This window comes from Streptomyces sp. NPDC017448, from assembly GCF_044330565.1.
GTDB lineage: Bacteria > Actinomycetota > Actinomycetes > Streptomycetales > Streptomycetaceae > Streptomyces.
Genome location: NZ_JBIRLM010000001.1, coordinates 516,433 through 529,555, shown reverse-complemented (window position 1 = coordinate 529,555; position 13,123 = coordinate 516,433). Strand labels below are relative to the sequence as shown.

At 72.3% G+C, this 13,123-nt stretch carries 11 protein-coding genes; 5 read left to right on the top strand and 6 right to left on the bottom strand.

Going from position 1 to position 13,123, the window contains the following annotated elements:
- Positions 1 to 151 precede the first annotated feature (151 nt).
- A complete protein-coding gene (locus tag ACH4K1_RS02455; RefSeq protein WP_228993279.1) occupies positions 152 to 1,858 on the bottom strand; it encodes a glycerol-3-phosphate dehydrogenase/oxidase in 1,707 nt (568 codons plus the stop codon).
- Between the two features lie 242 nt (positions 1,859 to 2,100).
- On the opposite strand from ACH4K1_RS02455, the gene ACH4K1_RS02450 reads away from it, so the two are divergent.
- Complete coding sequence (locus ACH4K1_RS02450) at positions 2,101 to 3,363, top strand: nucleotide sugar dehydrogenase (RefSeq protein ID WP_398085668.1); 1,263 nt, start codon at positions 2,101 to 2,103, stop codon at positions 3,361 to 3,363.
- A gap of 201 nt (positions 3,364 to 3,564) precedes the next feature.
- Entirely contained in the window at positions 3,565 to 4,227 is a 663-nt protein-coding gene (locus ACH4K1_RS02445; protein ID WP_398085666.1) for a hypothetical protein, read from the top strand.
- Between the two features lie 91 nt (positions 4,228 to 4,318).
- Here the strand turns inward: ACH4K1_RS02445 and ACH4K1_RS02440 are convergent, their stop codons facing one another.
- From ACH4K1_RS02440 to ACH4K1_RS02425, 4 genes are all read right to left on the bottom strand, one after another.
- Complete coding sequence (locus ACH4K1_RS02440) at positions 4,319 to 5,443, bottom strand: GuaB3 family IMP dehydrogenase-related protein (protein ID WP_398085663.1); 1,125 nt, start codon at positions 5,441 to 5,443, stop codon at positions 4,319 to 4,321.
- Positions 5,444 to 5,547: 104 nt separating this feature from the next.
- On the bottom strand, positions 5,548 to 7,050 hold the full coding sequence (gene guaB, locus ACH4K1_RS02435) for an IMP dehydrogenase (RefSeq protein WP_398085660.1): 1,503 nt from the start codon (positions 7,048 to 7,050) through the stop codon (positions 5,548 to 5,550).
- Between the two features lie 184 nt (positions 7,051 to 7,234).
- On the bottom strand, positions 7,235 to 7,810 hold the full coding sequence (locus ACH4K1_RS02430) for a sigma-70 family RNA polymerase sigma factor (RefSeq protein WP_006126954.1): 576 nt from the start codon (positions 7,808 to 7,810) through the stop codon (positions 7,235 to 7,237).
- Between the two features lie 277 nt (positions 7,811 to 8,087).
- Entirely contained in the window at positions 8,088 to 8,699 is a 612-nt protein-coding gene (locus tag ACH4K1_RS02425; RefSeq protein WP_003948568.1) for a response regulator transcription factor, read from the bottom strand.
- Positions 8,700 to 9,150: 451 nt separating this feature from the next.
- Between ACH4K1_RS02425 and ACH4K1_RS02420 the strand changes: the two genes are divergently transcribed.
- Positions 9,151 to 9,486 carry a WhiB family transcriptional regulator gene (locus tag ACH4K1_RS02420; RefSeq protein WP_398085658.1) on the top strand — a complete coding sequence of 112 codons (336 nt, stop codon included), beginning with the start codon at positions 9,151 to 9,153 and terminating at the stop codon, positions 9,484 to 9,486.
- A 171-nt stretch (positions 9,487 to 9,657) separates the two neighbouring features.
- Here ACH4K1_RS02420 and ACH4K1_RS02415 read toward each other — a convergent pair whose 3' ends face one another.
- Positions 9,658 to 10,548 carry a LysR family transcriptional regulator gene (locus ACH4K1_RS02415; RefSeq protein ID WP_398085657.1) on the bottom strand — a complete coding sequence of 297 codons (891 nt, stop codon included), beginning with the start codon at positions 10,546 to 10,548 and terminating at the stop codon, positions 9,658 to 9,660.
- A gap of 81 nt (positions 10,549 to 10,629) precedes the next feature.
- Here ACH4K1_RS02415 and ACH4K1_RS02410 point away from each other — a divergent pair, with 81 nt between their 5' ends.
- On the top strand, positions 10,630 to 11,298 hold the full coding sequence (locus tag ACH4K1_RS02410; RefSeq protein WP_398085655.1) for an MOSC domain-containing protein: 669 nt from the start codon (positions 10,630 to 10,632) through the stop codon (positions 11,296 to 11,298).
- 182 nt (positions 11,299 to 11,480) lie between these two features.
- On the top strand, positions 11,481 to 13,091 hold the full coding sequence (locus ACH4K1_RS02405; RefSeq protein ID WP_398085653.1) for a PQQ-binding-like beta-propeller repeat protein: 1,611 nt from the start codon (positions 11,481 to 11,483) through the stop codon (positions 13,089 to 13,091).
- Positions 13,092 to 13,123 lie beyond the last annotated feature (32 nt).

The window sequence follows — 13,123 nt, the reverse complement described above, 5'->3', positions numbered from 1 at the left end:
GCCGGTGAAGCCCAACTGGCCCGGGACCGAAGGGTGGTGATCACCCCTCCGCCGAAGCAGACCGCCGTCCGGATCAGCCCCGCACACTCACCGAAGCAGACCGCCGTCCGGACCAGCCCGGCACGAACGCCGAAGCAGACCGCCGTCCGGATCAGCCCGGCACGATGTCCGGCGCCCCGAGCCGGGCCGCGTCCGCCGTGAGGTCGTCGGGCTGCCGCTGCGATTCGCGTTCGGCCTCCACCCGCTTCTCGTAGTGCTCGACCTCCTGGTCGATCCGCTCCTGGTCCCAGCCCAGCACCGGGGCCATCAGCTCCGCGCAGAGGCGGGCGCTGCGGGTGCCCCGGTCGAAGGTCTCGATGGAGATCCGGGTCCGCCGGGTCAGCACGTCGTCGAGGTGGCGGGCGCCCTCGTGGGAGGCCGCGTAGACGATCTCGGCCCGCAGGTAGTCATCGGCGGCGGGCAGCGGTTCGCCCAGGACGGGGTCCGCGAGGATCAGTTCCAGAATCTGCTCGGTCATTGAGCCGTACCGGTTGAGCAGATGCTCCACCCGGACGACGTGGAGCCCGGTCCGGTCCGCGATCCGGGCGCGCGCGTTCCACAGGGCCCGGTACCCCTCGGCGCCGACCAGCGGGGTGTCCTCGGTGACGCAGGCGGCGACCCGCTGGTCGAGGCCGTGCACCGCCTCGTCCACCGCGTCCTCGGCCATGACCCGGTACGTCGTGTACTTGCCGCCCGCCACGACGACCAGGCCGGGGGCCGGGTGGGCCACCGTGTGCTCGCGGGACAGCTTGCTGGTGGCATCCGACTCGCCGGCCAGCAGCGGTCGCAGCCCGGCGTAGACGCCCTCGACGTCGTCCCTGGTCAGGGGGGTGTTGAGGACGGCGTTGACGTGCTCCAGGAGGTAGTCGATATCGGCGCTGGAGGCGGCCGGGTGGGCCTTGTCCAGGTCCCAGTCGGTGTCCGTGGTGCCGATGATCCAGTGCCGGCCCCAGGGGATGACGAAGAGGACGGACTTCTCGGTCCGCAGGATGAGGCCGGTCGAGGAGTGGATGCGGTCCTTGGGGACGACCAGGTGGATGCCCTTGGAGGCGCGGACGTGGAACTGGCCGCGCTCGCCGATGAGCCCCTGGGTGTCGTCGGTCCACACGCCGGTGGCGTTGACCACCTGTTTGGCCCGGATCTCGTACTCCCGGCCGCCCTCGGTGTCCCGCACGAGCGCCCCCACGACCCGCTCGCCCTCCCGGAGGAAGCCGGTGACCCGCGCCCGGTTCGCCACGCGGGCCCCGTAGGAGGCGGCGGTGCGCACCAGCTCGGTGACGAAGCGGGCGTCGTCCATCTGGGCGTCGTAGTACTGGAGGGCGCCGACCAGGGCGTCCTTCCGCAGGGCGGGGGCCACCCGCAGGGCGCGCTTGCGGGAGAGGTGGCGGTGGACGGGCAGACCGCGACCGTGGCCGGAGGAGACCGACATCGCGTCGTACAGCGCGACGCCGGAGCCCGCGTAGAGCCGTTCCCACCCCTTGTGCTGCAAGGGGTAGAGGAAGGGCACGGGCTTCACCAGGTGCGGGGCGAGCCGCTCCAGGAGCAGGCCGCGCTCCTTGAGGGCCTCGCGGACCAGGGCGAAGTCGAGCATCTCCAGATAGCGCAGCCCGCCGTGGATCAGCTTGCTCGACCTGCTGGAGGTGCCGGAAGCCCAGTCGCGCGCCTCGACCAGCCCGGTCCTCAGCCCTCTGGTGGTGGCGTCCAGCGCCGTGCCCGCGCCGACCACGCCCGCCCCCACGACCAGCACGTCCAGTTCGCGCGCGGCCATGGCGGCGAGCGCTTCGACGCGCTCGACAGGTCCCAGTGTCGCTGTCCTCACTGCTGCCTCCCGGTGGATCGGGGTGGTCGGACACGGGAGTGCCACCCGGCCGAGGGGCCGGCCGCCCGTGTCCACTCCTCGATTCTGTCCGCGGTCCGCGACTTCAGCCACCGCCTGTGGACAACACCCCGGCGACCGGAGCCCCGCAATGCGACATATAGGTCATATTTACGCCTAGTCTGACATTGCGCTGTCCACAGCAGTTGCGATCTTCGTTCTCCGCCGTTACGGGGGCTCCTCCTATGCCAGCAGACCTCGCCGTCATCGGACTCGGTCACCTCGGCCTGCCCCTCGCCCAGGCCGCCGTGACCGCAGGCATCGACACCGTCGGCTACGACCCCGACACCCGCCCGTACACGGAGCTGCGGGCGGGCCGCACACCCGTCGAGGGCACCCTCACCGCGTCCGAGGTCCGCCGCATGCTCTCCGGCGGCTTCCGGCCCACCACCGACGCCGCCGAGCTGGGCCGGGTCCGCACCGCCGTGATCTGCTCCCCCACCCCGCTCGGCCCCGACCGCACCCTCGACCTCACCGCCCTCGGCGACGCCGCCCGCGCGCTCGCCGCCCGGCTGCGCCCGCACACCACCGTGCTGCTGGAATCCGCCGTTCCGCCCGGCACCACCGAGGACTTCCTGCGCCCCCTGCTCGAAGAGGGCTCCGGGCTCGTCGCCGGGCGCGACTTCCACCTCGCCTGCTCCCCCAGCCGGCTCGACCCCGGCAACCGCACCCACACCCTGGCCAACACGCCCAAGGTCATCGGCGGCCTCACCTCCGCCTGCACCGAGTCGGCCGCCGCCTTCTACGGACGGCTCACCGACAAGGTCGTACGGGCCCGGGGGCCGCGCGAGGCGGAGATGACGAAGGTGCTGGAGACCAACTTCCGGCACGTCAACATCGCTCTGGTCAACGAGATGGCGGTGCTCTGCCACGAGCTGGGCGTCGACCTCTGGGACGTCATCCGGTGCGCCGAGACCAAACCGTTCGGCTTCCAGCCCTTCCGCCCGGGGCCCGGCGTCGGCGGACACGGCGTCCCGGTGGACCCGGGCCGCCTGCCCCACGGCGCCCACACCCCCGGGCACCCGCTGCGGATGGTCTCGCTGGCGCAGGAGATCAACGACCGGATGCCCCGTTACGTCATCCAGCGCTGCGCCACCCTCCTGAACGAGCACGGCAAGTCCGTCCGGGGCGCGCGCGTCCTGCTGCTCGGCGTCACCTACAAGCCGGACTCCGCCGACCAGGAGGCCGCGCCCGCCCAGGAGATCGCCGCCCGGCTGATGGAGATGGGCGCGCAGATCGGCTACCACGATCCGCACGTCCTGGACTGGCGGGTGCGCGAACGCCCCGTCCCGCGCGCCGACTCGCTGTACGAGGCGGCGGCCGCGGCCGACCTGACCGTCCTGCTCCAGCACCACCGCACCTACGACCTCCAGGGCCTCGCGGTGAAGGCCCAACTCCTCCTGGACACCCGGGGAGCCACCCCGGCGGGGGCCGCCCACCGGCTGTAGTGCGACCCCTCGGCGCACGGCCCTCCCGGCGGCTGACGGCCCTTCTCCCGATGGTGACGGTCCACCCATTGAGACGTGACGGGCCGTCGAAAGATTGCCAGTGACCGGATCGGGGGGGTGCTGCTACTCTGCGGCGTCACAGAGCGCACACACGTGCGATCCCGCACATGCGTGCGCCGTCGTCCCAGGGGGAGCCCCACTGTGAGTCAGCCCGTGCAGCCGCCGAACCAGCCCCAGCAGCCCTACGGCCGGCCGGCCGCCGGAAACCCGTACGCGGGCGGCCCGGACCAGGGCGCCCCCTCCGCGCCGTCCGGCAACCCCTACGGCCAGCAGGCCCCCGCCTCGTCCGGCACCCCCTACGGCCAGCAGCCCCCCGCCCCCTCCGGCAACCCGTTCGCGGGTCAGCAGCCCGGCGAAGGAGCCCCGTTCGGCGGCGGCGCGCCCTACACTCCGGCGCCCCCGGCCCGCGGCAACCTCCTGCTCGGCATCGGTGTCGCGCTCGGCGTGGCGATCGTCGCGGGCCTCCTGTACGGCGTGATCGCGGGCTCCATCGAACGTGAGGTCGGCTACGCGGCGGTCGGCGTCGGTTTCCTGGTCGGCTTCGCGGCGAGCAAGGTCGGCGGCTCCAATCCGGCGATCGTCGCCGCCTCGGCCGTCTTCTCGGTCGGCGCGGTCTACCTCGGCCAGCTCGTGGGCATCTCGATGGTCCTCGCCGACCTGGCGCAGATCCCGTTCTCCGAGGTTGTCGGCGACCACTTCGACACCGTGACGAAGGCGTGGTCGGAAGAGGCCGACTTCATGACGTACCTTTTCCTCGCCCTCGGCGCGATCGCCGCCGTCGGCGGTGCGAAGAAGGCCCGCTGACACCGCACGGCAGGTATGCCGAAGGGCCCGGACCGAACCCCTCGCGGGACGGCCCGGGCCCTTCGCGCACGTACGGGACGTACGGGGCGGGTCAGCGGCTGTGCTGCGAGTCCGCCACCGTCACCTCGACGCGCTGGAACTCCTTGAGGTCGCTGTAGCCGGTGGTGGCCATCGCGCGGCGCAGGGCCCCGAAGATGTTCATCGAGCCGTCCGGGGAGTGCGAGGGGCCGGTGAGGACCTCCTCCGTCGTCCCGACCGAGCCGAGGTCGACCAGCTTGCCGCGCGGCACGTCCTCGTGGACGGCCTCCATGCCCCAGTGGCGGCCGCGGCCCGGCGCGTCGGTGGCGCGGGCCAGCGGGGAGCCCATCATCACGGCGTCCGCACCGCAGGCGATGGCCTTCGGCAGGTCGCCGGACCAGCCGACGCCGCCGTCCGCGATGACGTGCACGTACCGGCCGCCGGACTCGTCCATGTAGTCGCGGCGGGCGCCGGCGACGTCCGCGACGGCGGTGGCCATCGGGACCTGGATGCCGAAGACGTTGCGCGTGGTGTGCGCCGCGCCACCGCCGAAGCCGACGAGGACGCCGGCCGCGCCGGTCCGCATCAGGTGCAGGGCGGCGGTGTACGTGGCGCAGCCGCCGACGATGACCGGGACGTCCAGCTCGTAGATGAACTGCTTCAGGTTGAGCGGCTCGGCCGCGCCGGAGACGTGCTCGGCGGAGACCGTCGTGCCGCGGATGACGAAGATGTCCACCCCGGCGTCCACGACCGCCTTGGAGAACTGGGCGGTGCGCTGCGGGGAGAGCGCGGCGGCGGTGACGACGCCGGAGTCGCGCACCTCCTTGATGCGCTGCCCGATCAGCTCCTCCTGGATGGGAGCGGCGTAGATCTCCTGGAGGCGGCGGGTGGCGGCCTCGGCCGGCATCTCCGCGATCTCGTCCAGCAGCGGCTGCGGGTCGGCGTGCCGGGTCCACAGCCCTTCCAGGTTCAGCACGCCCAGGCCGCCGAGCTCACCGATGCGGATCGCGGTCTGCGGGGAGACCACGGAGTCCATCGGAGCGGCCAGGAACGGCAGCTCGAAGCGGTAGGCGTCGATCTGCCAGGCGATCGAGACCTCCTTCGGATCCCGGGTGCGGCGGCTCGGAACGACGGCGATGTCGTCGAATGCGTAAGCCCGGCGGCCGCGCTTGCCGCGCCCGATCTCGATCTCAGTCACGATGTGTGGCCTTTCCCTCTGCGTCTGCGCTGACCAGTATCCCCGACACGCCCCGAGGGGCGGTACCGGGAACTCCGGTACCGCCCCTCACCTGCGGCGACGCGTTACTTCTTGCTGTAGTTCGGCGCCTCGACCGTCATCTGGATGTCGTGCGGGTGGCTCTCCTTGAGGCCCGCCGAGGTGATCCGGACGAAGCGGCCCTTGCTCTCCATCTCGTCGACCGTCGCGGCGCCGACGTAGCCCATGGTCTGGCGCAGCCCGCCGACGAGCTGGTGGAGGACGTTGGCCAGCGGACCGCGGTAGGGCACCTGGCCCTCGATGCCCTCGGGGACGAGCTTGTCGTCCGAGGCCACCTCGGCCTGGAAGTAGCGGTCCTTGGAGTAGGACCGGCCCTGGCCGCGGGACTGCATCGCGCCCAGCGAACCCATGCCCCGGTACGACTTGAACTGCTTGCCGTTGATGAACATCAGCTCGCCCGGGGACTCCTCGCAGCCCGCGAGCAGGCTGCCCAGCATCACGCTGTCGGCGCCGGCGGCCAGCGCCTTGCCGATGTCGCCGCTGTACTGGAGGCCGCCGTCGCCGATCACCGGGACGCCCGCGGCGCGTGCGGCGAGCGCGGCCTCGTAGATCGCGGTGACCTGCGGGACGCCGATGCCGGCGACCACGCGGGTGGTGCAGATCGAGCCGGGGCCCACGCCGACCTTGACGCCGTCGACACCGGCGTCGACCAGCGCCTGCGCGCCGTCGCGGGTGGCGACGTTGCCGCCGATGACGTCGACGCCGACGCTCGACTTGATCTTCGCCATCCAGTCGAGGGCGTTGCGGTTGTGGCCGTGCGAGGTATCGACGATCAGGAAGTCGACCCCGGCGGAGGCGAGCGCCTGCGCCCGGTCCAGCGCCTCGGGGCTGGCGCCGACGGCCGCGCCGACCAGCAGCCGGCCCTCGGCGTCCTTGGCCGCGTTCGGGTACTGCTCGGCCTTCTTGAAGTCCTTGACCGTGATGAGGCCCTTGAGGAGGCCCGCCTCGTCGACCAGCGGCAGCTTCTCGATCTTGTGGCGGCGCAGGAGCTCCATGGCCTCGACGCCGGAGATGCCGACCTTGCCGGTGACGAGCGGCATCGGCGTCATGACCTCGCGCACCTGGCGCGTGCGGTCCGACTCGAAGGCCATGTCCCGGTTGGTGACGATGCCGAGGAGCTTGCCCGCGGCGTCGGTGACCGGCACGCCGCTGATGCGGAACTTCGCGCAGAGCGCGTCCGCCTCGCCGAGCGTGGCGTCGGGGTGCACGGTGATCGGGTCGGTGACCATGCCGGACTCGGACCGCTTGACCAGGTCGACCTGGTTGACCTGGTCCTCGATGGAGAGGTTGCGGTGCAGCACGCCGACGCCGCCCTGCCGGGCCATGGCGATCGCCATGCGGGCCTCGGTCACCTTGTCCATGGCGGCGGACAGCAGGGGGATGTTCACCCGTACGTTGCGTGAGATGAGCGAGGAGGTGTCCACAGCGTTGGGCAGGACCTCGGACGCGCCGGGCAACAGCAGCACGTCGTCGTAGGTCAGCCCGAGCGTCGCGAACTTCTCGGGCACTCCGTCGACGTTTGCAGTCATGACACCTTCCCCAAATGGCCTTGATCGGTGCGGATGTCCATGCTAACGGCCCGAGGAGGTGTCTCATTCCACGAGCAAGATCACTTGACGGTTCCGTAGCTTCGCACCAAGCGGCTCCGGCGGCCTCCGGCGCCCACCTGCTCCGCGCCCCGCGGCGGCCGTCGTCCGCCCGGCGGGCGCCGGGCTACTGCTCGGCGAGCGCCCGGAGTCTGCTGAGCGCACGGTGCTGCGCGACCCGGACCGCGCCCGGCGACATCCCCAGCATCCGCCCGGTCTCCTCGGCGGTGAGTCCGACCGCGACCCGCAGGACCAGCAGCTCGCGCTGGCTCTCCGGGAGGTTGGCCAGCAGCTTCTTGGCCCAGGCGGCGTCGCTGCTGAGCAGGGCCCGCTCCTCCGGGCCGAGGGAGTCGTCGGGCCGCTCCGGCATCTCGTCGGAGGGGACGGCGGTCGAGCCGGGATGGCGCATCGCGGCGCGCTGGAGGTCGGCGACCTTGTGGCCGGCGATGGCGAAGACGAAGGCCTCGAAGGGCCTGCCGGTGTCCTTGTAGCGCGGCAGCGCCATCAGCACCGCGACGCAGACCTCCTGCGCCAGGTCCTCCACGAAGTGACGGGCGTCACCGGGGAGGCGGTTGAGCCGCGAGCGGCAGTAGCGCAGGGCGAGGGGGTGGACGTGGGCCAGCAGGTCGTGGGTGGCCTGCGCGTCGCCGTCGACGGCCCGGTGCACGAGGGCACCGATCACCGTGGTTTCGTCGTCGCGCATCGGACCATGGTGCCCTGATGCCGTCGGGTCCGCTCCACCACGTCCCGAGTTGTGCACCGAAGCGTTATGAGCGGGTGCGCCGGATGTCATGTCCTGCGCCCTCCCCTTCCGCTCGACCGAATCGTTCCTGAGGAACTCCACGACTCAAGGATGCGTCATCGGCCGGGAAGCGTCACATGGCGCCGGAGCCGGCGCCCTCATGCGGGGTGCGGGGCGGCGGGCCCGCTCCGTGACCCCGCCCGCGGAGCGGCGGACGGGGCGCGGTCCGGGCCGGCCCTCAGCGGACCAGGCCCCAGCGGAACCCGAGGGCCACCGCGTGAGCGCGGTCCGAGGCCCCGAGCTTCTTGAACAGGCGCCGGGCGTGGGTCTTGACGGTGTCCTCGGACAGGAACAGCTCCCGGCCGATCTCCGCGTTGGAACGACCGTGGCTCATGCCTTCGAGCACCTGGATCTCCCGCGCGGTCAGCGTGGGGGCCGCCCCCATCTCGGCGGACCTCAGCCGGCGCGGGGCCAGCCGCCACGTCGGGTCGGCCAGCGCCTGGGTGACCGTGGCCCGCAGCTCGGCGCGCGAGGCGTCCTTGTGCAGGTAGCCGCGGGCCCCGGCGGCGACCGCGAGCGCGACACCGTCCAGGTCCTCGGCGACGGTCAGCATGATGATCCGGGCGCCGGGGTCGGCGGAGAGCAGGCGGCGGACCGTCTCCACACCCCCCAGCCCGGGCATGCGTACGTCCATCAGAATCAGATCCGAACGATCGGCGCCCCAGCGGCGGAGGACTTCCTCGCCGTTGGCAGCCGTCGTCACGCGCTCGACGCCGGGCACGGTGGCCACCGCGCGACGGAGCGCTTCTCGGGCGAGCGGGGAGTCGTCGCAGACGAGAACGGATGTCATGACCGTCCTCCGCAGCTGATGCGCGTCACCTTGAGCCTCCAGGCTGAATCAAGTCGTCACCTGTGCGGTCGACCCCCTCGGACATGTGCCCGAGCCGGATATTCGTCAACCGCATCCGTTCCCTTAACGACGGTCACTCGAAAGAGTTACGGGTCGGGCGGCCGAGTTCGGCACTCTACGTGAAGGTCCGAACACGGAGGAGAGCGGCGCGGATGTTTCACTCCTCAACTTGATCTTCACCCTCCGGCGTGCCCTATTTGGCAGCTTTTCTTCCCTTTCGAGGGTGTCTATGGCTAGATTCGCAATCAGTCATATTTACATCTACTAACACCGTAGATGTACGGTCGAGACTTCGGTCACACCGAGCACCGACGGTCCGCACACCGCAGCCGTCGATCCCAGACGGTCGAGATGCCGCTTCCGACGCAGCACAGCTCCGAGGGGACAAGCAATGGCAGATTTCTCCCGCCTTCCCGGACCCAACGCAGACCTGTGGGACTGGCAGCTGCTCGCCGCCTGCCGCGGCGTGGACAGCTCCCTGTTCTTCCACCCGGAGGGCGAGCGCGGCGCCGCCCGCAGCGCTCGCGAGACCTCCGCCAAGGAGGTGTGCATGCGCTGCCCGGTACGGGCCGAGTGCGCCGCGCACGCCCTGGCCGTACGGGAGCCCTACGGCGTGTGGGGCGGCCTGACCGAGGACGAGCGCGAGGAGCTGATGGGCCGGGCCCGGACCCGGCTGATCACCGCCGCCGCGGGAAACCCCGCGTCCCCGGGCCCCGGCGCCACCTGACCCCCGAGCGCGCCATGTGAACGCAGAAACGTTTCTTCGACGCCTCCGGACCCTCCGGCCTCCGGGCTCTCCGCCCCCGGCGCCTGCGGCCTTCCGGACCTTCCGTCCTCCGGCCCGCGCCCCCTCGCGGCCGGCGCCGGGCGGTACGGCTCGGCACGGCCCGGCACGGTCTCAGCGGGCGGCCGTGCGCGCGAGCTGGTCCAGCGTGGCCGCCACCGCCGGAACCCGGGCCAGGTCCGGCAGGGTCAGCGCGACGATCTCCCGCTCGATGGCGGGCTCGACCGGCACGGCTCTGGCCCCCTGGGGGCGTACCGTCTCGACGGCCAGCTCCGGCAGCACCGCCACCCCGAGCCCGGCCCCGACGAGGCCCATCACCGCCGGGTAGTCGTCGGTGGCGAAGTCGATGCGCGGGGCGAACCCGGCCTCCTCGCAGACCTCGACCAGCTGACGGCGGCAGCGCGGGCAGCCCGCGATCCACGACTCCCCGGCCAGCTCCCCGATGGACACGCTCTCCGCCTCCGCCAGCCGGTGCCCCTCCGGGAGCAGGCCGATCAGCCGGTCGGTGAGCAGCGGCCGGACCACCAGGTCGTCCCACTCGCCGCCGCCCGCCCCGTAGCGGAACGCCAGGGCGATGTCGCAGTCGCCCTCGCGCAGCAGGTCCACCGAGCGCGGCGGCTCCGCCTCGACGAGCGAGACGCGGGTGCCGGGGTGTTCGGCCCGCAGCGCGGCCAGCGCCCCCGGGACCAGGGTGGAGCTGCCGCTGGGGAAGGAGACCAGGCGGACCCGGCCGGCCCGCAGCCCGGCGATGGCGGCGATCTCCTCCTCGGCGGCGGTGAGCCCCGCCAGGATGCCCGTCGCGTGCCGTACCAGCGCCTCGCCGGCCTGCGTGAGGCGCATCTCGCGCCCGGTGCGGATCAGCAGCGTGGTCCCGGCCGACGCCTCCAGGGCCTTCATCTGCTGGCTGACGGCGGGCTGGGTGCAGCCGAGTTCGCGGGCGGCGGCGGAGAACGAGCCGGTGGTGGACACGGCGCGCAGGACACGGAGGTGGCGGGCTTCGATCACCCCTCCACTATAAGGAACGCTTGGGGAGGGAGCCCGTTGATCTCGGATGACTTGGGGGCGGGGGACGGCTAGCGTGACCGCATGAAGCTGCTGACCGTGAACACCGGCCGCCCCCGCCGCTCCGCCCACACCGATGGCCCGCAGGGGCTGACCGGAATCGACAAACGACCGGTGGACGGCCCCGTCGAGGTGCGCGACCCGGGGCCCAAGGGGTCCGGCGGGAGCGGTCTCGCCGGGGACACCGTGTGCGACCTGCGCCACCACGGCGGCAGCGACCAGGCGGTGTACGCCTACGCCCGTGAGGACCTGGACGCCTGGGAGCGGGAACTGGGCGGCCGGACGCTCGCCAACGGGGTGTTCGGCGAGAACTTCACGACCCTGGGCCTCGACGTCAGCGGCGCGCTGATCGGGGAGCGCTGGCGGGTGGGGACGGACCTCGTGCTGGAGGTGACCTCCGGGCGCATTCCGTGCCGGACCTTCGCCGGCCACCTCGGCGAGCAGGGGTGGGTCCGGCGGTTCACCCGGCAGGGCGTCACCGGCGCCTATCTGCGGGTGGTCGAGCCGGGGACCGTCCGCGCCGGGGACCCCGTCGAGATCGTGCACCGGCCGGACCACGAGGTCACCGCCGCCCTGCAGTTCCGGGCCGTGACGACCGAACGCACCCTGCTGCCCGCCCTGCTGGCCGCCGGGGAGGCGCTGCACCCCGAGGCGCTGCGCAAGGCGCGGGAGTACGCCGGGCGGCAGGGCTGAGGCGGCGGCGGTACGGGCCCGTACGAGGCCGTCGGCGCCGCCGACCGGTGACGCGGGGTCACCCCCGCTGGAAGCGCGGCGTGTCGGCCGGGAACTGGAGCGGAGCACGGCGCGTCCCCCACCAGTGACCCGCGCCCGTTCATCAGATGCCGAGCCGAGCGGCACGTCTCAGGGAGAAGACCATGCCCGACCCGCAGCAGCCCTGGTACACGCCGGGCCCGCCGCAGCAGCCCGTCCCCGGTAATCCGTACGTCTCGGAGCCCGGTACGCCGCAGGGGCACGGGGCGCCGCAGCCGGCGGGGGCGGGCTACGGGCCGCCGACGCCTCCCCCGCCGCCGGGCCGCCGCCGGTTCGGCCGGGGCCCGGTCGTCGCCGCCGTCGTGGCGCTGGTGCTCGCGGTCGTGGCGGGCGGGGTGTACGGCCTCACCGACTGGGGGCGGGGCGAGCCCGCGAAGCCCGCGGCGAAGAAGTCGCCGGGCCCCTCCGCCTCGGCGTCCCCGTCCGCTCCCGCAGCGGGCGCCCCGAAGCTGAGCCACATCCCGACGACGAAGGAGGTCGCCGCCGCCCGGAAGCCGGGCGAGGCGGCGGCGTGGATCGCCGACGACAAGACCGACATACCCAAGCAGATCAACAAGGTCCACGACCTGTGGATCGTCGGCGACACCGCCGTCCAGGCGCTGTACCGGAAGGTCACGGCCTACCGGCTCTCGGACGGCGCCGAGCTCTGGAGCGTGACGCTGCCCTCCGCCGTGTGCGAGACCCCGGCCGACCCCACGCCGGACGGCAAGGTCGTGGTGTTCCGTCACGAGCGGCCGGACAACGAGCGGAGCAACCTCTGCAACCAGATGCAGATGATCGATCTGAAGACCGGGAAGCAGGGGTGGAGCAAGGAGCTGGACGAGCCCGGTGACAGGAACAGCACCTTCATCGTCTACAGCGCCATCAGCGGCGACGTGCTCTCCGTCGCCCGGGGCATGGTGGCCGTCACCTACCGGATGAGCGACGGGAGCAAGCTCTACGAGATCCCCCGGGAGAACAAGGGGAAGTGCGTCCCGGACGACGTGGCGGGCGGCGCTTCCCGGCTCCTGGTGAGCTCCGAGTGCATGGTCGCCGTCGAACGGGGCACGAACTACGGCCAGGTACGCGAGCTCGACCCGCACACCGGCAAGGTCCTGTGGCGCTACCGGACCGAAGCGGGCTGGAGGTTCGGCAGCCTGATCTCCATGGATCCGGTCGTCTTCACCATCTTCAACGACAAGGACACCGCATCCGACTGGCGGATCACGGTCCTGGACCCCGGAGGCAAGCACCGCGTCACCTTCGACGCCCGGGGCAAGGGGTTCGAGGAGTGCGCCGGCACCGGCTCCGGCGGGGACATCCAGCCCTGCCGGGGCGCCTCGGTCGGCAAGGGCCTGATCATGCTGGGCGGCCAGAACCAGGTCGGCGCGTACGACGTGAGGACCGGGAAGTTCCTGTGGGGGATCAAGGACAACCGGATGCGGACGCTCTACCCCCTGCGCGCGGAGGACGGCAACGCGATGCGCATCTACGAGGCGGCCGGCCCCAGCAGCCCGGGCCGGACCTTCCTGATGGGCCCGCGCGGCGTCGGCACGGAGACGGAGGTCGTGAAGCACCCGGCGGCGACCGCCCGGTGGGAGTACGAGATGTTCTCCGCGCATACCGCGTACGTGGACGGACGGCTCGTGCTGACGCCGACGCACATGAGCGGGGACGAGAACCACAAGCCTGTGCGCGAGGCCCGCATGCTGTCCTTCGCGCCGGGGTCTCCCTGACCCGTGGTGTCGGGCCGGTTCGTGGTGGTGGA

What these genes read in the sequence shown, in the direction of transcription:
- ACH4K1_RS02430 (WP_006126954.1), bottom strand. Translation starts at nt 7,810, where the DNA reads ATGCGCGACGACGAAACCACGGTGATCGGTGCCCTCGTGCACCGGGCC.
- ACH4K1_RS02410 (WP_398085655.1), top strand. Translation starts at nt 10,630, where the DNA reads ATGAAGCTGCTGACCGTGAACACCGGCCGCCCCCGCCGCTCCGCCCAC.
- ACH4K1_RS02420 (WP_398085658.1), top strand. Translation starts at nt 9,151, where the DNA reads ATGGCAGATTTCTCCCGCCTTCCCGGACCCAACGCAGACCTGTGGGAC.
- ACH4K1_RS02405 (WP_398085653.1), top strand. Translation starts at nt 11,481, where the DNA reads ATGCCCGACCCGCAGCAGCCCTGGTACACGCCGGGCCCGCCGCAGCAG.
- guaB (WP_398085660.1), bottom strand. Translation starts at nt 7,050, where the DNA reads ATGACTGCAAACGTCGACGGAGTGCCCGAGAAGTTCGCGACGCTCGGG.
- ACH4K1_RS02425 (WP_003948568.1), bottom strand. Translation starts at nt 8,699, where the DNA reads ATGACATCCGTTCTCGTCTGCGACGACTCCCCGCTCGCCCGAGAAGCG.
- ACH4K1_RS02450 (WP_398085668.1), top strand. Translation starts at nt 2,101, where the DNA reads ATGCCAGCAGACCTCGCCGTCATCGGACTCGGTCACCTCGGCCTGCCC.